General features: G+C 70.0%; 17 protein-coding genes. 9 read left to right on the top strand and 8 right to left on the bottom strand.

Annotation, left to right across the window (positions count from 1 at the left end):
• Nucleotides 1-7: 7 nt before the first annotated feature.
• Entirely contained in the window at nt 8-1078 is a 1071-nt protein-coding gene (locus ABD793_RS40550) for a tryptophan dimethylallyltransferase family protein (protein WP_344869080.1), read from the bottom strand.
• A gap of 392 nt (nt 1079-1470) precedes the next feature.
• Here ABD793_RS40550 and ABD793_RS40545 point away from each other — a divergent pair, with 392 nt between their 5' ends.
• Nucleotides 1471-2814 (top strand): class-II fumarase/aspartase family protein, encoded by a 1344-nt coding sequence (locus tag ABD793_RS40545; RefSeq protein ID WP_344869018.1) that lies wholly within the window; start codon nt 1471-1473, stop codon nt 2812-2814.
• 744 nt (nt 2815-3558) lie between these two features.
• Nucleotides 3559-7242 (top strand): family 78 glycoside hydrolase catalytic domain, encoded by a 3684-nt coding sequence (locus ABD793_RS40540; RefSeq protein WP_344869016.1) that lies wholly within the window; start codon nt 3559-3561, stop codon nt 7240-7242.
• A gap of 13 nt (nt 7243-7255) precedes the next feature.
• On the opposite strand, the gene ABD793_RS40535 is transcribed toward ABD793_RS40540, so the two are convergent.
• Nucleotides 7256-7783, bottom strand: a complete 528-nt coding sequence (locus tag ABD793_RS40535) for a DUF4383 domain-containing protein (RefSeq protein WP_344869014.1) — start codon at nt 7781-7783, stop codon at nt 7256-7258.
• 122 nt (nt 7784-7905) lie between these two features.
• Entirely contained in the window at nt 7906-8868 is a 963-nt protein-coding gene (locus ABD793_RS40530; protein WP_344869012.1) for an alpha/beta hydrolase, read from the bottom strand.
• 157 nt (nt 8869-9025) lie between these two features.
• Between ABD793_RS40530 and ABD793_RS40525 the strand changes: the two genes are divergently transcribed.
• On the top strand, nt 9026-9499 hold the full coding sequence (locus ABD793_RS40525; protein WP_344869010.1) for a MarR family winged helix-turn-helix transcriptional regulator: 474 nt from the start codon (nt 9026-9028) through the stop codon (nt 9497-9499).
• A gap of 51 nt (nt 9500-9550) precedes the next feature.
• Nucleotides 9551-10399 carry an SAM-dependent methyltransferase gene (locus ABD793_RS40520; RefSeq protein WP_344869009.1) on the top strand — a complete coding sequence of 283 codons (849 nt, stop codon included), beginning with the start codon at nt 9551-9553 and terminating at the stop codon, nt 10397-10399.
• A 64-nt stretch (nt 10400-10463) separates the two neighbouring features.
• Here the strand turns inward: ABD793_RS40520 and ABD793_RS40515 are convergent, their stop codons facing one another.
• Entirely contained in the window at nt 10464-11393 is a 930-nt protein-coding gene (locus tag ABD793_RS40515) for a patatin-like phospholipase family protein (protein ID WP_344869007.1), read from the bottom strand.
• A gap of 112 nt (nt 11394-11505) precedes the next feature.
• Here ABD793_RS40515 and ABD793_RS40510 point away from each other — a divergent pair, with 112 nt between their 5' ends.
• From ABD793_RS40510 to ABD793_RS40495, 4 genes are all read left to right on the top strand, one after another.
• The gene (locus ABD793_RS40510; protein WP_344869005.1) at nt 11506-12054 is read left to right on the top strand and encodes a PadR family transcriptional regulator; all 549 of its coding nucleotides are present in this window, start codon (nt 11506-11508) and stop codon (nt 12052-12054) included.
• A complete protein-coding gene (locus ABD793_RS40505) occupies nt 12051-14057 on the top strand; it encodes an FAD-dependent oxidoreductase (RefSeq protein WP_344869003.1) in 2007 nt (668 codons plus the stop codon). The genes ABD793_RS40510 and ABD793_RS40505 overlap by 4 nt, the downstream gene beginning before the upstream one ends.
• A 29-nt stretch (nt 14058-14086) precedes the next feature.
• Complete coding sequence (locus ABD793_RS40500; RefSeq protein ID WP_344869001.1) at nt 14087-15055, top strand: prephenate dehydrogenase; 969 nt, start codon at nt 14087-14089, stop codon at nt 15053-15055.
• 83 nt (nt 15056-15138) lie between these two features.
• A complete protein-coding gene (locus ABD793_RS40495) occupies nt 15139-15417 on the top strand; it encodes an antitoxin (RefSeq protein WP_344868999.1) in 279 nt (92 codons plus the stop codon).
• A 9-nt stretch (nt 15418-15426) separates the two neighbouring features.
• Here the strand turns inward: ABD793_RS40495 and ABD793_RS40490 are convergent, their stop codons facing one another.
• On the bottom strand, nt 15427-17388 hold the full coding sequence (locus ABD793_RS40490; protein WP_344868997.1) for an FUSC family protein: 1962 nt from the start codon (nt 17386-17388) through the stop codon (nt 15427-15429).
• 74 nt (nt 17389-17462) lie between these two features.
• Between ABD793_RS40490 and ABD793_RS40485 the strand changes: the two genes are divergently transcribed.
• The gene (locus tag ABD793_RS40485; RefSeq protein ID WP_344868996.1) at nt 17463-17909 is read left to right on the top strand and encodes an SRPBCC family protein; all 447 of its coding nucleotides are present in this window, start codon (nt 17463-17465) and stop codon (nt 17907-17909) included.
• 43 nt (nt 17910-17952) lie between these two features.
• Here ABD793_RS40485 and ABD793_RS40480 read toward each other — a convergent pair whose 3' ends face one another.
• From ABD793_RS40480 to ABD793_RS40470, 3 genes are read right to left on the bottom strand one after another with little or no spacing between them, the layout of a single operon-like run.
• Nucleotides 17953-20544, bottom strand: coding sequence for a CHAT domain-containing protein (locus tag ABD793_RS40480; protein ID WP_344868995.1), 2592 nt, complete (start codon nt 20542-20544; stop codon nt 17953-17955).
• A gap of 51 nt (nt 20545-20595) precedes the next feature.
• Entirely contained in the window at nt 20596-21078 is a 483-nt protein-coding gene (locus ABD793_RS40475) for a carboxypeptidase regulatory-like domain-containing protein (protein ID WP_344868994.1), read from the bottom strand.
• The gene (locus tag ABD793_RS40470) at nt 21075-21680 is read right to left on the bottom strand and encodes an RNA polymerase sigma factor (protein ID WP_344868993.1); all 606 of its coding nucleotides are present in this window, start codon (nt 21678-21680) and stop codon (nt 21075-21077) included. The genes ABD793_RS40475 and ABD793_RS40470 overlap by 4 nt, the downstream gene beginning before the upstream one ends.
• Nucleotides 21681-23922: the final 2242 nt, after the last annotated feature.

The following is a 23922-nucleotide window of genomic DNA, read 5'->3' as shown; positions in this document are numbered from 1 at the left end:
CCGGAAACTACCGCAAGGCGGGTAGCGCGCTGAGCGCCGGTCGTTTCCGCGGGGGCAGTACCTGATACGCCTCCGAGGACAGGTAAACGGTGATTCCCGAGCCGAATTCGCCCATCCGCAGGGAAACGTGCGCGATCAGCCCGACCCCGTCCCGCAATGACCGATCGGAAACCGCGGCAATGGCCTTGTCCAATGTGGTTCCATCGAAATTGAATTGTGCCAGAATGGCCTGTACCCGAGCCCTGGCCACCTCATCGTCCGGCACATAACTGCGAATGGGCAGGTAGAGGCTGTAGTTGGCGGGCCGATGCCCGGAGCCTTCCACAAAAGAATAACTGGAGACCAGCGGCCGTCCGTCGAACGGACCCTTGCGCCCGCCGAGCAGAGCGAGGAATTCACGGATCAGTGCCGGATCGGTGCCGGGCACCAATTCGGCCGCACGTTCGGCGTCCTCGGACTCCGCCGCCTCGTGCGAGACGTACACCTTGACCCTCGACAGTGGACTGTCGTCGAGGTCGAGCGCGAAGAAGGCGAAGTTGTCCAGATCGCCGCGGCGCAGCGCGTACTCGATCACCGGATCGAAGGCCTCGGCGATGTTCAGTCGCCGCAACCCTTCGCTGACCAGGGAATCCGCCATGGTCGAGCCGCTGATCTGCGGGTTGAGGTAGACCTTGAGCCGCGGCGCGGCACCGGGCCGGAAGATCAGCGAGTACCACAGCGTGAACGGGCCACGGCGCTCCTCGTGCGGGAGGAAGAGGTCGGCCACCGCGTCGAGCCGGTCGGTGACCAGGCCGTATTCGGCAGCCACCCGGTCGAGAAAGTCCCGTGGCCCCGGATCGCCGACCGCCTCACCGAGAAGGCGTACCACACATTCACCGTCCGCATCGAAAGCCACCGAAAATTCGATCGGAGAAGTGTCGTCCGCCACATTTGAGGCAACCCTCGGCGGTTCGAAAACACTGGCCTCCCCCGCCGTCCCGAGCAATCCGCGAAGCAGGTCCAGGTGCCGACGTTCCGCGGGATCAAAACCCACCGCGCGGCAAAGCCGGTCGAGTTGTCCGCTGGTATGGGTGTACATCGACAAATCAGCCATCGACACACTCGCTTCGACCATGGCGCAGGTATTCACCGTTCATTAGTACGTTTGGCCCAGCCGACGGTGCGCCGGCTGGCGGACAGCCCGCCCCGAGCCGTGGAATAGATTAATCCGAAGATTACTCCGACGATACCCCCGCCGGAGCGACGGAAGCACCCGGAAACCGTGTCTGAGTGTGCCCGCGGAACCAGTGATTCACCTGAATTCCGCATGGACAGGCTCGGCCGAAGGCGCTAGCCGCGCCCCGCCGGGTGGCCTAGCGCACGTTCGAGCACGCCGGTCCGCAGCGGCGGCCACCGGAACCGGTGGGTGCCGGATGCGACGCGCCCACCGACGGTTCGGGTGGGCAGCTGAGCGCGTGCGATGCTGAGGACATGAGCGTCGATCCTGATTCCGGGTTGCTGTCGCCGGTGCGGGCAGGCACGCCGGCCGAACAGGCGACCGGCGACACCGCGTTCGCCGCGGCGATGCTGGAGACCGAGGCGGCGCTCGCGCGAGCGCAGGCCCGGCTGGGCTCGGTGCCCGCTGCGTCCGCGGAACGGATCACCACGGCCGCCCGGCGATTGGCCGCAGGCGGGCTGGACGTCGTCCAGCTGGCGCGCGGCTCGAGGGCCACCGCGAACCCCGTCGTCGGGTTGGTGCGTGAGCTGTCCGCGGCAGTGCCCGAAGACGCCGATCAGGTGCACCGCGGCTCGACCAGCCAGGACATTGTGGACACTGCGCTGATGCTGATCGCGCGGAACACGATCGAGCTGCTCGTCGTCGACCTCGATCGCGCAGCACAGTCGTTGGCCGAGCTGGCCCGCACGCACCGGGACACCGTGATGCCCGGCCGCACTCTCACCGCGCACGCCGTGCCCACCACGTTCGGGCTGAAGGCGGTCGGCTGGCGGCAGGGAGTGCTCGCGGCCGCACGGCAACTGCGTTCGCTGCGACTGCCCGTGTCGATGGGTGGCGCAGCAGGCACGCTCGCCGCGTACGTCGAGTACGGCGACGGCTCCGAGGACTACGCGGAGCGGCTCGTCGCCGCCTTCGCTGCGGAAACCGGCCTGGCCACGCCGATCCTGCCGTGGCACGCCGACCGCTCACCGATCGCCGAACTCGCCGGCGCGCTCGCACAGACGGCCACGGCGCTCGGCAAGATCGCCGTCGACGTCCTGGTCCTCACCCGCACCGAAATCGGTGAGCTGAGTGAGGCCGCGGGAGGCGGCTCGTCCGCCATGCCGCACAAGCGAAACCCCGTACTGTCCGCGCTCATCCGCTCCGCTGCGTTGCAGGTCCCGGTGCTCGCCGCCGGTGTCACGCAGTCCGGCCTTGCCGAGGACGAACGTTCGGCCGGGGTGTGGCAGGCCGAATGGCACCTGCTCCGCGAATGCCTCCGCCTCACCGGCGGTGCCGCGCACACCGCCACCGAACTGACCGGCGGCCTGCAGGTGCACGCCGAACAGATGCGGGAAAACACCGGCCACACGCACGGCCTGATCGTCTCCGAACGTCTTTCCGTCAGGCTGGCCCCACTGCTCGGCAAAGCACGTGCGGAGGAAATCCTGGCCACCGCGTCCCGCCGGGCAACCGAAGAAGACCGCTCCCTCACCGAAATCCTCACCACGACCGACGAGGTCACCGCCGTGCTCACCCCGGACGAGCTGACCGATCTCCTGACCCCGGCCGGCTACACCGGCGCCGCCGCCCGCCTGGTCGACCGCGCCCTGGAGTGACCCACCCGGCCCACGTGCGCTTCCCACCCAGTCACCCCGCACGACACGCCTAACGCAACAACCCGGACGGAACCGACCACCCGGACCGGCGACAATTCCCAAGTCGGCCTCGTTTGAACGTTTCACATCAGCGGGTTCGCGGCACGGCTGGCGTTGATCGTCGTACAGTTTGCCGTCACCACGTTCCGCGCGGCGTCACCCACCACCCATCGCGCCAAGTCAGACGGACGTCGGTGACCGTCGCCAACTCCGATCACATCCGGCACCGACGTCGAGGACAACACGCTCGACGAACCGCTCCAGCAGGTGGGCGACCTCCACAAGAACCGGCTACGCCCGCGGTTACCACTACCAAAAGCTTCTACGGCAAGGCCGACAGCTCCCCGGCCCCGCGCACCCCACCCGGACCACCAGCCATCCGCAACTTCCGGTCACCGCCAACCCCGCCGACGACCATGGACCACCGGCCACCGGCGACTTCCACTCACTCGCAACCACCGGCCACCGGCCACTTCCACTCACTCGCAACCACCGGCCACCGGCCACTTCCACTCACTCGCAACCACCGGCCACCAGCCACTTCCACTCACTCGCAACCACCGGCCACCAGCCACTTCCGCTCACTCGCGAGCACCGGCCGCCTTACGACTTCCGGCGGATTGCGCCCGGACATCCGGCCGGGCTACCGTCACAGCTCGCCGGTTAAAACGTTTAAATTCCGGCCTGGCCTCGCAGGGAGCCGCTATGCCCTCGCACCTCTGGCGACCGACCGCGACCGCGCTCGGTGCGGTTCTTCTGTTGGCCGGCATCGCTGCGCTGCCGTCGGGCGCGACATCCCGGTCCGGGCCGGGCACGGCCGCGGCGCCGCTCGATCTGTCCGCCGCGCACTGGGTCTGGTACCCGGAGGGCGATCCGCGCGTCTCCGCCCCGGCCGCGCAACGGTACTTCCGCACGACGTTCGCCGTCGCCGCCGGAGCCGTCGACGATGCCCGGTTCCTGGTGACCGGCGACGACCTGGTCGACGTCTGGCTCAACGGCAAGCCGCTGGCCTCCGCCGACCGCGGCAAGGGCGGGTGGCGCACCGCGATGTCCGTGGACCTGCAGCCGGCGTTGCAGGAGGGCACGAACACGATCGCGGTCGCCGCGCGCAACACCGGCGGGGCCGCGGGGCTGCTCGGCCACCTGCACGTGAGCACCGCGGGCGGGACCACCGACCTGGTCACCGACGCCGGCTGGAAGACCGCGCAGGCCGTGCCGCAGGGCTGGGAGAAGCCCGGTTTCGCCGACCGCGGCTGGCCGAAGGCCAGGGACCTCGGCAGCTACCGCACCGCACCGTGGAAAGACTCCATAGCGACGCCCGATGCAACCGCTGTCTCCCCGCTGAACGTCGCGTCCCCGAGCGTCGACGGGAACACGGCTCCGCTCGGCATCGACCCGGCGGCGCCACCCCGCTTCGGCTGGCAACTGGCGGCGACAGCGGCCCCGCACCGCCAGTCCGCGTACCAGGTCGTGGTTTCCGGCAATGGCAAGGACATCTGGGACAGCGGCAAGGTCGTCTCGGCCCAGCAGACGGATATCGCCTACCACGGACCCGCGCTGGCATCGATGACCGGATACAGCTGGCGCGTGCGGGTCTGGGACGAGCAGGGCCGCGCCGGGAACTGGAGTGCGACGCAGCGGTTCGAAACCGCGCTGCGCAAGCCGGCCGAGGAATGGCAGGGCGCGTTCATCGGCAGGCCCGGCGCCGGCCCGGATCTCGCCGGGGCGAACTGGATCTGGTTCCCCGAAGGGGATCCGGGCGCCGGCGTGCCACCGTCGACCCGGTTCTTCCGGCGCTCCTTCGACCTGAGCACCGCACCGGAAAGGGCGACGCTGGTGGTGACCGGCGATGACCGTGTCACGGTGTGGGTCAACGGAACCCAGGTGAGCTCGGCACCTCCCTCGACCGACTCGTGGCGGCACGCGAGTGTGCTGGACCTCGGCGGCAAGCTCACCGCCGGAACCAACACGATCGCGGTACGCGGCGAGAACACGACGCAGAGCCCGGCGGGCGTGCTCGCCAAGCTGACCGTCCCGGATGGACCGACGGTGGTCACCGACGGCGGGTGGAAAGCGAACCAGGACGGTCCGGATGGCTGGGAGCAACCCGGTTTCGACGACCGCGCGTGGACCGCGGCGCAGCCGGTGGCCGGGTACGGCAGCGGGCCGTGGGCATCGGAGGTCTCGATCAGTTCGCCGTCTCCTTTGCTGCGCAAGGGTTTCACCGTCGCCAAGCAGGTGCGGAGCGCACGTCTGCTGACCACCGCGCTGGGGTTGCAGGAGACCCGGCTCAATGGTCGGCGGGTCGGCTCGGACCTGCTCGCACCCGGCTGGACCGACTACGCAAAACGCTTGCAGTACAAGGAATTCGACGTCACCGACCAGATCCGCCAAGGCGAAAACGCGATCGGCGCGATGCTCGGCAACGGCTGGTACTCCGGCAGCCTCGGTATCGCCGGTGCGCAGCACTACGGCACTCGGCCCTGGTACTCGGCGCAACTGCAGCTGAGCTACGCCGACGGCAGCAGCTCGGTGGTGGCCACCGACGGCTCGTGGAAGACGATCGACGGGCCGATCCGCGCCGACGACCTGTACCAGGGCGAGACCTACGACGCCAGGCAGGCGGTCGCGGGCTGGGACAGTCCCGGATTCGACGACCACGCCTGGCCCACCGCCGTCGTGCGGACCGATCCGAAGCCGAACCTGGTGCCGCAGGTGGACAACGGCGTGACCGTGCAGCAGGAGTTCCACCCGGTGCAGATCACCCAGCCCGAACCGGGCGTGTGGGTGCTGGACCTCGGCCAGAACTTCGCAGGCAGGAACCGGCTCTCGGTGACCGGCCCGGCAGGCACGACGGTGACCATGCGGCACGCCGAGGTGCTCAACCCGGACGGCACGGTCTACACCGACAACCTGCGCGCCGCGCAGGCGAGCGACCACTTCACCTTGGCGGGCACCGGAAAGCCGGAGGTCTACGAGCCGAGGTTCACCGTGCACGGCTACCGGTACGTGGAGCTGACCGGCCTGGCCTCGCCACCGACCGCGGACACCGTGACCGGCAGGGCGATGTGGACCGACGGCAAGCAGCCCGGCACGTTCACCACCTCCGACCGGATGGTGAACCAGTTGCAGCACAACATCGTCTGGGGCGAGCGATCCAACATGCTGTCCATCCCGTCGGACTGCCCGCAGCGGGACGAGCGGCTCGGCTGGACCGGGGACATCGGGATCTTCGCCGGTACCTCGACGTTCAACCTCGACGTGCGCAACCTGCTCGGCAAGTTCACCGACGATCTGGTCGACGCCCAGCACGACGACGGCTCGTTCAGCGACGTGGCACCGGACGTGCTCGGCACCTCCGGCCGGGCAGGCTGGGGTGACGCGGGCGTGCTCGTGCCTTACACGATGTGGCAGCGCTACGGCGACACCAGTGTGATCGACCGGCACTTCGACGCGATGGTGAAGTGGGTCGAGTACCTGCGCAGCACCTCCGGCAGCGACCTGATCCGCGACCAGTGGACCCACGGCGACTGGCTCAACGTCAACGACAACACCGGCCAGGACCTGATCTCCACCGCGTTCTTCGGCTGGTCGGCGCGGCTCGTCTCGCGGATGGCGGCGGCAACCGGCCACTCCGCGGAAGCCGACGAGTACGGCACCTTGGCCGACCGGATCGGTGCCGCGTTCACCGGCAAGTTCGTCGCCGAGGACGGCACCATCGGCTCGAACAGCCAGACCGGCTACGTGCTGGCACTCGCGTTCGGTCTGCTGCCGGCGGACCGGGCGCAGGCCGCAGCGGACCGGCTGGCGGACAAGGTCGCTGCCGACGGCGGGCACCTCAGCGTCGGGTTCCTCGGGGTGGAGAACCTGCTGCCGGTGCTGGCCGACCACGGCCACGCCGGCGTCGCCTACCAGGTGCTGAAGCAGCCGGACTTCCCCGGCTGGGGCTACCAGCTCGGCAACGGCGCGACCACGATCTGGGAACGCTGGGACGGGATCAAGACCGACGGTTCGTTCAACGACCCGGCGATGAACTCGTTCAACCACTACGGTCTCGGCTCGGTCGGCGACTTCCTGTACCGCCAGGTGGGCGGGCTTTCGCCGGCGGCTCCTGGTTACTCGGAGCAGCTGGTGGCGCCGAAGCCCGGCGGCGGCCTCACGTCGGCGAAGTCGACGTACGAAACCCCGTACGGCGCTTCGGCCAGCGACTGGTCGATCGCCGGCGGCGAGCTCACGCTGCGGGTGAGCGTGCCGGCCGGGACCTCGGCCACGGTGCAGGTCCCGACCAGCCGGCCGGACGAGATCACCGCACCGCCCGAAGCGGTGCAGTCGGCGCCGGGCAGCTACTACCTGCCTGCGGGCTCGTACGTGTTCCGTGCCCCGCAGTAGGTGACGCGACCGATCAGTGCGCCAGCCCGTGCCCGCCGTGCGGATCCTGCGTTGCCGGACGAGCCGCGGCCGGCTCCTCTCCTTCCTCCTTCGGCATCCGGATCCGCCTGCGGGCAGGCAACACCGCGATCAGCAGGCCGAGTACGGCAATGCCGAGGTGCAGCCAGGTGTCGTTGTCCGCGAGGTCCAGCGGGTTGCCGAGGCCGGAGACCGGGTTCGTGCTGATGGTGCCGGTGAGCATCAGGCCCCAGACGAACAACACGCCGTAGCCGATGAGCAGCACCCAGCCGAACGTCCTCGCGCGGCCGGAGCCGAACGCCAGCAGCAGGCCGATCACACCGGTCACCACGTGCACCAGGTTGTTCATCGGATTGGCGGAGAACCCCCACAACACGTCGTGGTGGCCGGTGAAATCGCCGAACCCGGACTTGACGAACCCGATGATGCCGTAGGCGAGGAAGAGGAGTCCGAGGATGGCGGTCAGGACCTGCGTTGGCTGCAGACCCTCCACCCGTGCCCGAGCCCCATTCGCACGAGTCATGACTTCAGTCCCTTCCGTGCGGAGGTGACAGCGCTGTCCACCGCACGATTACCCGCCGGAACTGGCCCGAAACGCCGCAGTTCGACCGGCACCCGTCCGGGTGTGGGTGCCCTCGTCCAGGGTCACTTCCCCAACGCACGGCGCAACACGGTGATCGCCTGCGTGATCGCGGCTTCCGCAGCGTGCGTCTCACGCAGCGAATTGACCATCACGAAATCGTGGATGACGCCCTGGTAGCGCACGGCCGTCACCGGTACACCAGCCTGGCGCAGCTTCGCCGCGTACGCCTCACCTTCGTCGCGAAGCACGTCCGCCTCCCCGGTGATCACCAGCGCAGGAGGCAGTCCGGAGAGCTCGTCGAGCGACGCGCGCAGCGGTGACGCGGTGCTCTCGGCTCGCTGGGCCTCGTCGGTCGTGTACTGGTCCCAGAACCACTTCATGCCCTCACGGGCGAGGAAATAGCCCTCGGCGAACTTCTCGTACGACTCGGTGTCGAAGCTGGCGTCGGTGACCGGGTAGAAGAGCACCTGCTGCCGGAACTCCACGTCCCCGCGCCGCTTGGCCAACAACGTCAGCGCCGCGGTCAGGTTGCCGCCGACCGAGTCGCCGGCGATCGCGATGCGCGTCGGGTCGAGGCCCTTTTCCGCACCGTGCTGGGCAACCCACTTGGCCACCGCGTAGTTCTCCTCGATGGCGACCGGGTACTGCGCCTCGGGCGAACGGCTGTATTCGGGGAAGACCACCGCCGCGCCGATGCCGGCGGCGAGTTCGCGGACCAGCCGCTGGTGGGTGTGGAAGTTGCCGAAGACCCAGCCGGCTCCGTGCAGGTAGACGAGCACCGGCAGCGCGCCGGAAACTCCCTGCGGCCGGACGATCCGGACTTCGACCGGCCCGTTCGGTCCACCTGGGACAGTCAGCACCTCGATGTCGGCAGGCGCCAGGTCCACGTCGCCGTCCTGCACGCCGTCGACCGCCTTGCGGCCCTCGGCAGGCGGGAGCTGGAACAGGTACGGCGGCTGGTCGGTGGCTTCGGCGAACGCCTGCGCGGCGGGTTCGAGGATCAGGTGCTGCGGATTGGCGGTCATTGCTGCCTCCTCGGGAAGTGGTGTGCTGCCAAGTTAGCGCCAAATTCAGTTGGGCACAACTAAGTTGTGCACAATGAGATATGGAGCACTTAAGTTGCTTCACCGGGCAGGTTCCGGGATGATGGAGTGTTACCGGTCGGACCGCGAGGAGGAGTGCATGACCAGTCAGGACCCAGGTGAGACCGGTTCACTGCTGCTCGACGACCAGCTCTGCTTCGGGCTCTATTCGGCGTCGCGCGCGATCACTTCGCTCTACCGCACGCTGCTCGAACCGCTCGACCTGACCTATCCGCAGTACCTCGTGATGCTGGTGCTGTGGGAACACGACGCGCAGCAGGTCAAGGAACTCGGCGCCGCGCTGAACCTCGACTCCGGCACGCTCTCGCCGCTGCTGAAGCGACTGGAGAAGTCCGGGCTGGTGACCCGCGAACGCCAGGCCGAGGACGAGCGTTCGGTCCGGATCCGGCTCACCGACGACGGTGCCGCACTGCGTGCGAAGGCGGAGGAGATCCCGCCGCACATCGGTGCCGCAATGGGCCTCGACCCGGCGGTGCTGACCGGATTGCGAACCACGATGGACCGGTTGGCGGCGTCGGTGAACACCTATCGGGAGTCCTTCCCCCCGGCCTGACCCCGCCGTGGAGCACCCTGGTTAGCATGTGCCCCGGAGGGGAGTACGGCGATGAACACACGAGACGAAGCCCTGCGAGCGATCGAGGGGAGCCTCGACCAGCCCTCGGCCGCGCGGGTCTATGACTACTTCATCGGCGGGAACACGCATTACGCGGTGGACCGCATCTTCGCCGAGAAGGTCCGCGACCGGCTCCCGCTGATCGGCGACTACTGCCGCACCAGCCGCCAGTTCCTCGGCCGCGCGGCCCGCCAGTGTGTGCGCGCGGGCATCCGCCAGTTCGTCGACCTCGGTTCGGGCCTGCCCACCGCGGGCAACGTGCACGAAATCGCCGACGAGGAACGTCCGGAGCGCGACGTGCACGTGCTCTACCTCGACAACGAGCCGGTGGCTCTCGCGCATTCGGAGATCCTGCTCGCCGACACCGCGGATCCGGAGCGGCACCAGGCGCTCGCCGCGGACATGCTGGCGCCGGACGAACTGTGGGACCGGGTGACCGACTCCGACGTGATCGACGTCCGGCAGCCGATCGCGCTGATCCTCAACGCGGTGCTGCATTTCATCCAGGACGACGAGGGGGCCGATGCCATGCTGGCCGCCTACCGCGACCGGCTCGCGCCGGGCTCGCTGCTCGTGCTGTCGCAGATGACCAACGAAAACCCGGCGGACGAAGAGGAACGCCAGGCGCTGGCCGACCTCGTCCAGTACTACAAGTCGACCACCAACCCGGCGGTACTGCGCACGATGCCGGAGTTCGAACGGTTCTTCGGCGGCTGGCCGATGCTCGAACCGGGACTGGTGTACGCACCGGCGTTCCACCCGGACGACAACACGGTGTTCGCGAACGCCCCGTCGGAATCCCGCGTGATCGGCGGCATCGCCCGCAAACCGGCTCGCTGACCGGTTCCGGCCTTCCCCGCCCCGCGCGGCCGAAGTCGATCGCGACCTACCACCGCGGTGCCGCTTACGAAGCCTTCCGCAGCAGTTCCAAGGCTTCGTAGGTCGCGTCCCGGCCGAGTTCCACCGCTCGGCGCAGTACGGCCGGATCACGCTCCAGCACTGCGACGTCCGGCGCACCTGCCGGCGGGCGGATGCTGCTCAGCCGCGGGTCCTCCCGCAGCAAACGTTCGTCCTCGAGGTCACGCCGGTACTGCTCCCGCCAGGCGTCGATGGTGCCCGGCGCGTGCCGGCGCAGGAACCGCGGCACCACCACGTCCTGCACCCGCGGCGTCGGCAGCGGCAGCTCGTCCGCTCGCCGGGTGCGCAGCACGAGTACATCTGTCGCGCCCTGTGCGAGCGCGGTGCGGAACGGCAGCGGTTCGGCGATCCCGGCGTCCACGAACCGCCGCCCGCCCATCGCGATCGGCGGCCCGGCGAGCACCGGCATGCACGACGACGCGGCGAGTGCGGTCTTGATCCCGTCGACATCGGTGATGAACGGGTGCAGATCGGTTGACTCGCCGGTGTCCGCGTCGGTGGCCAGCGGGTGGAAGCCGACCGGATTGGCCAGTACCGCAGGGAAATCCATCGGCTCGAGCACCGAGTACACCTGGTGCACGAGGTACTCCAGATCGATCACCGCACGGCCGCGCAAGGTGTGCAGCGGATTGATGATCCGCCGCATCACCACCGGATTCCACCAGGTGCGCACCCCGGTCTGCGAACGTCCGCTCAGCAACCAGGCCGCATTCAGGGATCCCGCCGAGGACCCGTAGACGGCGTCGAACGCGGGCGTGGCGCCCAGCTCGTCGAGCGCGAGCACCATCCCGCTCGAGTAGGTACCCCGGCTGCTGCCCCCTTCGACGGCGAGCGCGAGCCGCCGCTCGTCGGTCCGCCGCCCCGGTACGCTGCCCGCCGCCATCCGATCGTTGATCAGTTCCAGAACCGGGTGCACGGCTCCATCCTGGTCGTTTCGTGCGATTCGTCGACCCGTTTTGCCCACCCCGCCGGGTGACTTTGGTTGCACCTCGTTGCACTGCACCCAGTTGCATATGACACTGCCGCATATGGCACTGGAGCACGCGATCCTCGTCTCGCTGTCCGAACGGTCCGGATCGGGCTACGAGCTCGCGCGCCGGTTCGAGAAGTCCATCGGGCTGTTCTGGAGCGCCACCCACCAGCAGATCTACCGCGTGCTGAAGCGGATGGTGCAGGACGGCTGGGTGGCCGCCGACGTCGTCGCGCAGGACGGGCGGCCGGACAAGAAGGTGTACACGGTGGGCGAGCCGGGGCGGGACGAGCTGCGGCGCTGGCTGGCCGAACCGTCGCCGTCCGCCGGACCGCAGGAGCTGGCCGTGAAGCTGCGGGGCGCGTCGTTCGGGGACGCCGGTGCGGTCGCCGCGGAGATCACCCGGCACCGCGACGCACACGCCACGCAGCTGGAGCTCTACCGCCAGATCGAGAAGCGGGACTTCCCTTCCCCGCACGCACTCCGCGGCCGTTCGCTGCACCAATACCTCGTGCTGCGCGGCGGCATCCGCGTGGAGGAGGGGCAGGTGGAGTGGCTCGAAGAAATCCGGACCGCGCTGCACGCCGACGAGGAGGACGACCGATGACGCCGTACCCGAACCTGCTGTCCCCACTCGACCTCGGCTTCACCACGTTGCGCAACCGCGTCGTGATGGGCTCGATGCACACCGGCCTGGAAGATCGGGCGGCGCACTTCCCGCAGCTCGCCGAGTACTACGCGGAACGCGCTCGCGGTGGCGTCGGGCTGATCGTCACCGGCGGATTCGCGCCCGATCGCACCGGTTGGCTGCTGCCGTTGGCCTCGAAGCTCACCACACCCGCCGAGGCGAAACAGCATCGGCGGCTCACCGACGCGGTGCACGCCGAAGGCGGCAAGATCGCGCTGCAGATCCTGCACGCCGGCCGCTACGCCTACCATCCGCTGAGCGTGTCCGCGTCCAGCCGCAAAGCGCCGATCAACCCGTTCCGCCCGCGTGCGCTGACCGGCCACGGCGTGCAGCGCACCATCCGCGCGTTCGCCGACTGCGCCGCACTGGCCCGCGACGCCGGCTACGACGGCGTGGAGATCATGGGCTCCGAGGGCTATCTGATCAACCAGTTCCTCGCCGAACGCACCAACCGGCGCACCGACGCGTGGGGTGGTTCGGCGGAGAACCGCCGCCGGTTCGCAGTGGAGATCGTGCGGCGCACCAGGCAACGGCTCGGCCCCGACGGCATCCTGATCTACCGGCTGTCCTTGCTCGACCTCGTCGAGGGCGGGCAGAGCTGGGACGACGTGCTGGCGCTGGCACACGAGGTGGAAGCGGCCGGCGCCACCATCATCAACACCGGCATCGGCTGGCACGAGGCACGCGTGCCGACCATCGTCACCTCGGTGCCGCGGGCGGCGTTCACCTGGGTCACCGGGAAACTCCGGCCGCACGTGTCGATTCCGGTGGTCACGTCCAACCGGATCAACCTGCCGCACGTCGCCGAGCAAGCACTCGCCGACGGTGCCGCGGACCTGGTGTCGATGGCCCGTCCGCTGCTCGCCGACCCGGACTGGATCCGCAAGGCGGAAAGCGGCCGCGAGGACGAGATCAACGTCTGTATCGCCTGCAACCAGGCCTGCCTCGACCACGCGTTCAGCCGGAAACCGGTGTCCTGCATGGTCAACCCGCGGGCCGGGCACGAAACCACCCTGCGCCTGCTGCCTGCCCGCCGGACCAAGCACGTCGCGGTGGTCGGCGCCGGTCCGGCCGGATTGGCCACCGCGACCGCGCTCGCCGAACGCGGCCACCGCGTGGAGCTGTTCGAGGCCGACGGGGAGATCGGCGGCCAGTTCGGCATCGCCCGCCGGATCCCGGGCAAGGAGGAGTTCGCCGAGACCATCCGGTACTTCACCCGCAGGCTCGAGGTCACCGGCGTCAAGGTGCACCTCGGCAGGCGGGCGGAGCCGGCCGACCTGACCGGCTTCGACGAGGTCGTGCTGGCCACCGGCGTCACTCCGCGGGTGCCTGCGCTGCCGGGCATCGGCCATCCGAAGGTGCTGTCCTACGTGGACGTGGTGCGGCACGGGAAGCCGGTCGGCGAACGGGTCGCGGTGATCGGCGCGGGCGGCATCGGCGTGGACGTGAGCGAGTTCTTGACCCACCCTTGCTCGCCCGCACTCGACCGGGACGCCTGGATGGCCGAATGGGGCGTCACGGATCCGGCGCTCGCCGACGGCGGAGTGACCGAGGCCCGGCCGGAACCGTCGCCGCGGCAGGTCTACCTGCTGCAACGCACGAAGGGCCCGATCGGCGCGCGCCTCGGCAAGACATCCGGCTGGGTGCATCGGGCGGCCCTGCGGGCCAAGGGCGTGGAGCGGATCACCGGCGTCACCTACGAACGGATCGACGACGAAGGCCTGCACGTGAGCGTGGCCGGGCGGCCGCGGCTGCTGGCCGTCGACACGGTCGTGGTCTGTGCCGGCCAGATTCCGGTGCGGGACCTCGCCGAAGCCCTCGGCGACGTGCCGGTGCACCTCGTCGGCGGCGCGGACGAGGCCCGCGAACTCGACGCGAAACGCGCGATCGACCAGGGCACCCGGTTGGCCGCCACGCTGTAGCCGCTTGCCTGCACTGGCAGGATGGCTGCGTGCGAGACGTATGCGTGATCGGGCTCGGGCTCATCGGCGGATCGGTGCTGCGGGCCGCCGCGGCGAGCGGCAGGACCGCGTGGGGTGCCACCACGTCCGAAGTGGACGCGGACGCGGCGAGCCGGAGTGGTTACCAGGTGACCGCGGACGTCGAGGCCGCGCTGCACCGGGCTGCCGAGGCGGACGCGATCGTGGTCGTGGCCGTGCCGCTGCCCGCAGTGGAGAACCTGTTGCGGCTGGTCGCGCAGCACGCGTCGCACTGTCTGCTCACCGACGTGGTCAGCGTGAAGGGCCCGATGCTCGAGGCAGTGCGCCGGCGCGCGCCGTACACGCGTTATGTCGGCGGGCATCCGATGGCGGGCACCGCGGAGTCCGGCTGGCTCGCGGGCAACGCCGAGCTGTTCCGCGACGCCCCGTGGGTGGTCGGCGTCGAGGAGGACACCGATCTGCAGGCCTGGGCCGAGGTGGCCCGGCTGGTGCTGGACCTCGGTGCGTTCGCGGTGCCGCTGCCCGCGGATTCGCACGACGAGACGATCGCGCGGATTTCTCATCTGCCGCACCTGTTCGCCGCGGTGCTGGCCTCCGTCGGCGCGCAGGGCGGGCCGCTGGCGATGGCACTGGCCGCCGGCTCGTTCCGCGACGCCACCCGGGTCGCAGGCACCGCACCGGAACTGGTGCGGGCGATGACCGAGGGCAACCGCGAGGCGTTGCTCCCGATCGTCGACGACGCGCTCGGCCGCCTCGGCGCGGCGCGCGGTTCGCTCGCCTCCACCGGTGGGCTGGCCGTGACGATCAACTCCGGGCACGAGGGCGCGCTGGCACTCGCCGCGGACCGCGATGCGTTGCGCTCCGGCGTCCGCATCGACCTCGCCGCTCCGGACGCCCGCGAAGGCCTCATCGCGCTGGGCGAACGCGGCGGCCGGATCACCGGGTTCGAGGAGGGCGTCGCACTCGGCGAGGTCTCCTGACCCGCTTGGCTGTCCGGACTTGCCCAGGCCGCCGGTTGTGTGAGGATGAGAGCCTCACGATCGGCGGAACGCGGAGGCACGCAATGGGCATCAATTTCGATGAGCTCAAGGACAAGGCGACCGGCGCCCTGCGCGACAACAGCGAGAAGATCGAACAGGGGCTGGACAAGGCAGCACAGTTCGCGAAGTCGAAGGTTTCCGGCCACGACTCGCAGATCGACGGCGGCGTGGACAAGGCAAAGGGCTTCCTCGGCAAGGTGAGCGGCAATCCCGAGGAGGGCGGCCGGTCCGAGGAGGGCGGCCGGTCCGACGAGGGCGGCCGGCCGGACGAGTCGCAGCCCGGCAACGGCCCGCAGCAGTAAGCCGCAGGCTCAGGTGCGCCGGTGATACGGCAGGAACCGGCGCACCAGCCGCAGCGGCGACTGTTCGACCAGGTCCGGGCCGCGTACCGCGTCGAACGTCGAGCCGAGCTGGTCGACCACCCCGGACAGGCGCGGGTTGTCCGGCATCGGCATGGACTCCGGGTCCCGCTGCTCGCGCATTGCGGTGGCCAGTTCCGCGAGCGCGTCGGTGACGAGTTCGATGTCCGCGGGCGACGGCGCGGGGGTGCCGCGTCCGATCGTCACGCCGACCTCGGTGACCGCGTCCGTCACGTGTTCGAGTCCGGCGATCACCGGCCACCACGCGACCGCCTGCCGTCCTGCCGGCGAGGGTTCCACGATGACCTGCTGGAACGCCGTGCGCAGGTCCGCGAGAGCCCGGTAGGCCGAGCGCCGGGCCCGCGAGCGCGCCATCCGCGATTCGGTCGTCGTGGTCCGCACCATGGCCGCCTGCACATAGGAGGCGACCGCGTCGAAGCTGTCCGCGAGCCGTCCCCCGACCTGCGGGCGGCGCGAACCCGGCCAGAGCAGGTAGCCGACCAGCAGCACGATCAGGCATCCGGTCACGGTGTCCACCAGCCGCGCCAGCACCTCCGGCCAGCTGCCCGTCCGCGCCAGGTCCATCTGCAGGATGATCAACGGCGTCACGAACGTGCCGAGCATGCCGTAATTGCGCACCTTGCCCACCGCAGCACCACCGGCGAACACCGCGATCAGCGCCACCAGCAACCAGCCGTGCGCGCCGACCGCGAGTACGACAGCGCCGATGCCGACACCCGCGATCGTGCCGAGCCCACGCAGCACCGCGCGGCCGAACACCGAGCCGAAGTCCGGTTTCAGCACCACGCCGACGGTCAGCGTGATCCAGTAGGAGCGTTCGAACGGCACCAGCAACGCCACCACCTCCGCCACCGCGACGCACACGGTGAGCCGCAGCGCGGCCAGCCAGGTCAGCGGACCGGAGATGAGCGAACTCGCCCACTCGCGCACGCGGCGCAGCGGCGAAACCGGCGCACGCCGTTGCCGGTCGTCGCCCTTCTCGATCCGCGCCAGCCCGGCATAGAGCGCGCCGAGCAACGGGTCGACGACCTTTTCCGGCGGCTCGGGCGGAGCGGGCAGCGGCTGCGCGGCCAGCACCGAGGCAGCGGTCCGGGTCAGGTAGTCGATCGCCTCGTCCGGCGCGCGCCCGCCCGCGTTCACCATTGCCACTCCCGCCTCGACGGCCGGGGTCGCGGCGGAGAGCCGGTTGAGCAGCCGGCGGTAGGTGGCGTCGCGGCCGGACAACCACGAGCGTGCGATGAGCAACCGGTCGTACGCGGTGCTCATCGCGGTGGTCAGCTGGTGCCGGGCGGCCCGCGACGCCGGTTCGTCGGTGGCCGAAAGCATGGCCGCGAGCTCGATGTAGACCTGTGCGACGGCGGTGCGTTCCTGGCTCGTGGCACGCACCGTCCAGGTCGAAAGGGCGACCAGCAGCGCCCATCCCGCACCCACGCAGAAGTAGCCGAACAGGACTTCGACCCGCAAGCCGGTGGCGTGCTGTGCGGTGCCGAGCACGCAGAACACGAACATCTGCAACGCCGCCACCGAAGCGTTGCTCCCGGCCGCGCTGATCAGCGCGGAAACCGCGGCGATGACCACGATCGCCGGAATCGACCACGCCGGCATGCCGCCGGTGAGCAGACCGACCAGATAGCCCCCGCAGGCAGCCACGGTCGAACCACCCAGCCGGCGTGCGCGGTACGGGTAGGTCCCAGCCGCTTCGGACAGCACGACCGGCAGCGCCCCGGTCGACATCAACGCGCCGACTGCGATGTCGCCGAAGCCGTAGGCGACCGCGAGCGGCACGGCGAGCGAGATCGCCGCGCGGGTGACCATGTTCCACGGAACGGGGACCGGTTTCGGACGCAGCAGCTGCACCAGCCAGTGCGGCGCGGCGAAGTCGGGGCGGCTCACGCCCCTATCTTGACCTACCGGCAGTCCGCTGGATTGATGAGCAGACTGCCGACAACGTTCTCAGGAGGACATCGATGCCCGGCCGCAGGTACTCGTTCGAGATCAACCGCGTCAGCACCGCGCCACCGGACACGCTGTTCCGGCTCGAAACCGACGGTTCGCTGTGGTCGTCCTGGGCCCGGCCGCTGATCCCGCAGTCCCGGTGGGCCGAACGCGGCGACGGCGGCGGGGTGGGCGCGATCCGCGAGGTCGGTCTCTGGCCGGTCCTGTTGCGGGAGAAGACCGTGGAGTACGAACCGGGCCGGCGGCACGTCTACACCTTCGCCGGCCCGGCCCCGGTCGACGACTACCGCGCGGAGGTGTTCTTCACCGCCAACGCCGCCGGCGGCACCGATCTGCGGTGGACCGGCGCGTTCACCGAATCCGTACCAGGCAGCGGTCCGGTCCTGCTCGTCCTGCTCCGCGGAGCGATCCGGATCCTCTCCGCCCGTCTGGTCAACGGGGCGGAGAAGCAACACTGACCTGCCCCCGGCCCCGCGGCCGCTGCCGGTTCCGGCCGGCTGATCAGCCCGCGCCGAGGCACACGAACGGCCGGCGCAGCGGATCCACCGCCACCGCCTCGGCAAGGGCCTGCGCAGGCGAGGTGCCCTCGGAGAGCCTGCGGTGGAGATCGGCCATGGTGTCCGCGGCGGCTCGATCGCCGACCCGCGCCACCGCGCCGATCACCGTGCGGGAACCGCTGGCCAGCAGCGTGCCGGCAAAGCCGAGCGCTTCCTCGCCCGGCCGGATGTGGCTCATCGCCAGCTCGCAGGCGGCCAGCACGACCCGTTCCGGCGGCTGCGTGAGCCGGGTGGTCTCGTGCGCGAACAGCGGTCCGTCGACGAGTTCGACCCGGGAGAACAACGCGTTCGCCGGTTCGTGCGCGCCGTGCGCCACCAGATGCGCCATCCAGGCACCTTCGAGCGCGGACAGCACCGACGCACTGGTCGCTTCCTCGCCTTCGACCAGCCGTGCGTCCGGGTACACCGAACGCAGCTTGCTCACCTCGCCGACCGCACCCGGTACCCCCGGACCGCCGGTCAGCAGCACCGGACCGTGCCCGGCGGGGCGGTTCGCGGTGATCCACGCGGTGGCCGACGGCGCGATCGACACCGGATGCCCGCGCAGCGAAGGCAGTGCACCCCACGGCATGGCGTACAACTGTCCAATCGGGACGATGATGATTTCACGATCGTCCAGCGTTTTCACCAGCGGCGCGGAGATCAGCCGGTCGAGTTTGTCGGCGCGGCGGCGGGCGGAGCCTGCGACCGTCTCGGCCAGCATCGGCGGCAGGTGGTCCGGCGCGAGCGCGTCGAGGTCGGCGTGCAGCTGCCGGGCCGTCTCCACGATGTCCTCGAGCGGCCCGAGCTTCAGCAACCGGAACGTGCCCCGGTCGACGACCAGCGAGTACAGCTGGCCGTTGTAGGGCACCAGGCTCAGCAGCACCCGATCGCCCAGTGCGGCGACGACCTCGTCCGGCGTGGCAACCGGACGCGGACGGCCCCACTGGCTGGTGTACCAGCCGAGCCTGCTCGCTTCCCGCTGCAGCTCGGCGTAGCGCTGTTCCAGCGCCCGCACCGGCTCGCCGTCCAGCCGGGCGCGCTGGATGGTGCGCTGCACGTGCCGCATTTCGGTGATGTGCCGCGTCAGCACCGGATCCTCGATCACCGGCAGCGGTTCGTAGCGGTACACCTGCGCCCGGGTGCGCTCCAGCCAGGCGAACATCCGGCGGGCACCTGCCGCATTGCGCCGTGCGCGCCGCAGCACCAGCCGCATCGCCAGCCTGCCCAGCTCCTGGCCGTGCACCGCGGTGCCGCACAGCAGGTCGAGCCCGCCCATCCGGTCCCGGATCATGCCCAGCTCGCGCAGCCCGGCACGGGCCTGCGCGAGCGCGGACCGTGGCCGGTCTTCGGCGACGGCCAGTTCGGCCCGGCAGAGCCGGAACAGCATCCGGTGGTCGATCGGGGTCGTCGCCTGTGGCCGCGGCACCTTGGTCAGTACCTGGGCGGCCTCTTCGGTTTCCCCGCGCCGCAGCAGCAGCCGCACGGCGAGCAACCGGGCCACCGCGACCTCGTCCCGCAATCCCAGCTCGGCCAGCCGGCCGGCCTGCTCGACCAGCGCAGCGGGCAGCCGGGGCGGGCAACGCGTGTCGGGTGTGGACAGGACCCGGTGCACATCGGCCCGCAACCGGGCCAGTCCGGCGATCTCCGTCCAGGTTCGGTTGCCACGGCGCAGGAACCGGCGCCGGGCAGTGGACGCGAGCTTGCGTGCCAGCGCGAAATCCCCTTCCAGCAGGGCAGCCGCGGCACGGGCGACCTCGGCTTCGGCGAGGAACTGCCAGGAACCGTTGGCACGCAGTTGCGGCAGCGCCTCGTCGAGTGCCCGCGCGGCCTCGTCGGCGAGCCCGGCGGTGAGCAGGGCACGGGCCCGGTCGAGCCGGATCAGCGGCAGCGAGCCGGGCGATTCGGTGACGAGGATCCGGGCTGCCTGCTCGTAGCTCGACAGCGCCTGCGGTACGTCCCCGATGAGCTGGGCGTAGTCACCGAGGTTCTGCCGGATCTTGCCCTCGAGCCGGGTGTGCCCGTGTCGCTGCGCCAGTTCGAGTGCACGGTGCAGGTCTGCTTGCGCGGCGTTCGGGTGGTTCAGGTTCAGGTGCACGAGGGCCCGGTTGTTCAGCGTGCGGACCAGCGCGAGGCGGTTGTCGTCGAATTCGGCCTCGATGCCGGGAAGCACCGCGTCGTGCACGGCGAGCGATTCGGCGAACCGACCGGCGCGCATCAGCACCACCGCGCGTTGCACGGTGGCCATCAGCCCCAGTTCACGGTGCTCCGGCAGCTGATCGAGGACCCGCTCGGCGGTTTCCAGGTAGTCGAGCCCGGCCTCGGTGGTGGCGACCTCCGCGGTCGCCGCACCAAGGCTGATCAGCACCCGGACCTGCAGCTCGATCTGCTCGGGACCGGGTTCGAGCACCTTTTCCAGGCGCACCAGCGCCTGCCGGAACAGCCGTGCCGCAGCTCCCGGCCCATGATCGAACGAGGCGGCCCGGCCGCGTGCGTAAAAGCCGGCAGCCGCCTCGGTCAATCGATCACGAACTGGCGGCACGGACACGGACTCCATGGGAGCACACCCCCACCACTCGCGGTAACGCCCGTCCGGGTTCGTCCCGGTTCACAGCACGACGGTCGGCGTCACCACTGTGCGGCGGTGTGGTCCCTCCCCGAGGTGCACGAGGATCTGGGTGGTCCCGCCGGGCACGTTGTCCAGCACGAACCGGCCGCCCTCGTCGGTCGTGGTCGCGAAGGTGCCCTGGTCGGCCACCCGGACCTCCACCTCGTACTCGCCCGCGGGTGCGAGCCAGCCGTCGATCCGGTGCAGTTTGCCGATCAGGGTCAGGTTGATCATCACGGTCAGGTCGCTGACGGTGAAGGTGATCGTGCCGGTGGCGGTGCTGCGGACGCCTGCCATTTCGTCGAGCCGTTCCCAGCGCGCGACCTCGACGTCGAGGTTCTCCAGTTCGATCGCGAACTGGACCCGCTGCACCAGATCATCCGGTGGCGGGTCCAGTTCGTCGAGGTACCGGCCGATGTCGTTCAACAACGTCTCGTCGTCGGGCAACGCGCTGCCGTTCCCCGGCCTGCCGATGTCGTTCACCGGCCACCTCCTTCTCCTGCAAGGAGATCGCGCATCGAATCGAGGCAACGACCTCTGGTCGGTCCGACGCTGCCCCGCGGCATCCGCATGGCTTCGGCGACCGCTTGGTATTCGGCCCGGCCGGCGAGCACGGTCAGCCGGAGCAGTTCCTGACAGCGAGCGGGCAACCGGAGGAAGGCCCGCCAGACCCGCCGATCCCGATCGGCGCGAACGGCTTCGTCCTCTGGTGCGGGCTGGGTGCTCTCCAGATTCGCCGCGACCTCGTCACTCAGCGGGACGGGCTGGGCGCGCCGCCCGTACGGCCTCGTGGCTTCCCTGCGGGTGGTGGTGATCAGCCAGGCCGCGAGCGCCCGCGGATCGCGCAGCTTGCCCAGCTGGCTGAACAACGCGAGCCATACGGTCTGCACGACGTCCTCGGCAACCTGCCGATCCAGCCCGTTGGCCCTGGCAACGTGCCAGACGAGCGGAGTCAGCTCGTCGACAAGCTTCGCCATGGCGCGCCGGTCCCCGCCCCGCGCCGCCTCCATACAGGCGGCGTGCAGGTCAGCACCGGTCAAGCCTTCCCATGGCGGATCTACCTCGGTGGTGTGCACGTCGGTCACCGTAGCTGCCTCACTCCCCAGGTGGGTTGACTTGCGCAACAGTGTCATTGAACTCGTGAATGTCATCGATCCAGATCTCACGGCGCGGTCGTAGGTAGTAGGGGTCCTGTCTTTCAAGAGCAGCGAGGCCGCACCGGGATACATCGATCCCGGATTTTCTCGAGAAGTTTTTCCCACCCCGACCGACCAGCGGTTTCACCCGAAAGGATGGCACCAGGACGACGGCAGTGACCTGAACTGGACCAAGGTAGGCCGAGCCGGGGCAGGCAAGGCCCACCGCGGCCGGATCGGGTTGGACCGGGTTGAGGTGGTCTCGGCTGGGCAGTGTTGGACTTGGCCGGTTGAGGTGGTCTCGGCTGGGCAGTGTTGGTCCCGGCTTGGCCGGACCTGGCCGAGTTGAGCCGGGCTCGGCTGGACCTGGCCGGGTTGAGCCGGGCTGGTCCGGGCTCGGCTGGGCTGGACGCGGCTGGGCTGGGCTGGACGCGGCTGGGCTGGGCCGGGTTGGTCCCGACTGGGCCGGTCTGAACTCGGCTCGGCGCGGCCGGTCTGAACTCGGCTCGGCTCGGCCGGTCTGAACTCGGCTCGGCTCGGCCGGTCTGAACTTGACTCGGCTCGGCCGGTCTGAACTCGGCTCGGCTCGGCCGGTCTGAACTCGGCTCGGCTCGGCCGGTCTGAACTTGACTCGGCTCGGCCGGTCTGAACTCGGCTCGGCTCGGCCGGTCTGAACTCGGCTCGGCTCGGCCGGTCTGGACTTGACTCGGCTCGGCCGGTCTGGACTTGACTCGGCCAGGCTGAGCCGGGTTCGGCCGAGCTGAGCCGGGCTCGGCTGGACCTGGCCGGGTTGAGCCGAGCTGGTCCGGGCTCGACTGGGCTGGACGCGGCTGGGCTGGTCCCGACTGGGCCGGGCTGGACTTGACTCGGCCAGGTTGAGCCGAGCTGGTCCGGGGTCGGCTGGGCTCGGTTGGGCTGGACTTGGCTCGGCTTGACTCGGCCGGGTTGAGCCAGACTCGGCCGGGTTGAGCTGGGCAGGGCTCGGTTGGGCAAGGCCCGGCAGGGCGACCGCCTCCGCTGTCCGACCGACGACCCATACTCACCACCCACCCACCAACCATCCCGCCCGGCCGAGGATCCACCGTCGGCGATCCGTCGGGTCAGCGAGTCGCCGGTCAGCGGTCCGCCGGGTCGACGATTCGCCGGGTCAATTGATCACCAACCCCCTGGGCTCACCAGCACATCGCCGACCGGCGACCCCGCAGCGCTCGGCCGATCGCAGCCGGGCCGCCCACCGACCGGTCGCCACGAGCGTCTCGGAGGCACAGACCGCCGGTTGCCAAGCCCCCTCCTGGCAACCGGCACCCCCACCCGGCGCCCCGCTCATGACGTGCACCGACAGTTCGCCACCCCCACGGCGAAGGTGAACACCACCACCCCGCCGAACCCACGAACCGTCGGCACTCAACCCACCGACGGCGCGCTCCCGCTCACGAGCACCACTCACAACGGACGGCGCTCCCCCAGACCGGCAGCCCGGGAGACCCCCACGAACGGGCCCGACAGCCGTGCTCACCCGGATCCGAGCTCACCCAGATCCGGGCGCACCAGAGCCCCCACTCACGCGCGCACCTCGCCAACCCCGCGTACTCACCCACACCCGAACGCATCAGAGCCCACCCGCACCCGCATTCATCACAGACCACGCCCACCAAAGACCGCACTCACCCAAGCCTGTAGCGACCAAAAATCATGCTCACTCGACCCAGTACTCAGCAAATCCCGCACGACTACTCACCGAATCCCGCGCGCTCAAAGACCGTGCTCACCCGCCCCGACACTCACCAGGACCGTGCTCCCTCAACCCCGCACTCACCGATCCCGCGCGAACCAAAGACCCCGCCGACCAGGTCGCCGGGGCACGAACCACACATCCGGCCGCACTCACACGGCCCGCTGGTCCCTGCGGTAGTTCGCTGGCGCTTCCGCCCGATGGCGCGACGCCGGATCGGCCGAAGACTCCTGCCGACAGCCCAGCGGTCCGCTACCAGCGATGCACAGTCGACCACTGGCGTCCCCTCTTGTCGGCAGTCGCCTGCTCACCACCGGCATAGGTGTCGGCCACCGGCATAGGTGTCGGCCACCGGCATAGGTGTCGGCCACCGGCATAGGTGTCGGCCACCGGCATAGGTGTCGGCCACCGGCATAGGTGTCGGCCACCGGCATAGGTGTCGGCCACCGGCATAGGTGC

Origin of the sequence: Amycolatopsis ultiminotia, from assembly GCF_039536925.1 — a bacterium.
Taxonomy (GTDB): Bacteria; Actinomycetota; Actinomycetes; order Mycobacteriales; family Pseudonocardiaceae; genus Amycolatopsis; species Amycolatopsis ultiminotia.
Note: the sequence above shows the minus strand (reverse complement) of the source record. Positions and strands in the feature narration are given on the sequence as shown.

Coding starts and splice junctions, on each gene's coding strand:
- ABD793_RS40550 (WP_344869080.1), bottom strand. CDS start 1,078: ATGTACACCCATACCAGCGGACAACTCGACCGGCTTTGCCGCGCGGTG.
- ABD793_RS40545 (WP_344869018.1), top strand. CDS start 1,471: ATGAGCGTCGATCCTGATTCCGGGTTGCTGTCGCCGGTGCGGGCAGGC.
- ABD793_RS40540 (WP_344869016.1), top strand. CDS start 3,559: ATGCCCTCGCACCTCTGGCGACCGACCGCGACCGCGCTCGGTGCGGTT.
- ABD793_RS40535 (WP_344869014.1), bottom strand. CDS start 7,783: ATGACTCGTGCGAATGGGGCTCGGGCACGGGTGGAGGGTCTGCAGCCA.
- ABD793_RS40530 (WP_344869012.1), bottom strand. CDS start 8,868: ATGACCGCCAATCCGCAGCACCTGATCCTCGAACCCGCCGCGCAGGCG.
- ABD793_RS40525 (WP_344869010.1), top strand. CDS start 9,026: ATGACCAGTCAGGACCCAGGTGAGACCGGTTCACTGCTGCTCGACGAC.
- ABD793_RS40520 (WP_344869009.1), top strand. CDS start 9,551: ATGAACACACGAGACGAAGCCCTGCGAGCGATCGAGGGGAGCCTCGAC.
- ABD793_RS40510 (WP_344869005.1), top strand. CDS start 11,506: ATGGCACTGGAGCACGCGATCCTCGTCTCGCTGTCCGAACGGTCCGGA.
- ABD793_RS40505 (WP_344869003.1), top strand. CDS start 12,051: ATGACGCCGTACCCGAACCTGCTGTCCCCACTCGACCTCGGCTTCACC.
- ABD793_RS40495 (WP_344868999.1), top strand. CDS start 15,139: ATGGGCATCAATTTCGATGAGCTCAAGGACAAGGCGACCGGCGCCCTG.
- ABD793_RS40485 (WP_344868996.1), top strand. CDS start 17,463: ATGCCCGGCCGCAGGTACTCGTTCGAGATCAACCGCGTCAGCACCGCG.
- ABD793_RS40480 (WP_344868995.1), bottom strand. CDS start 20,544: ATGGAGTCCGTGTCCGTGCCGCCAGTTCGTGATCGATTGACCGAGGCG.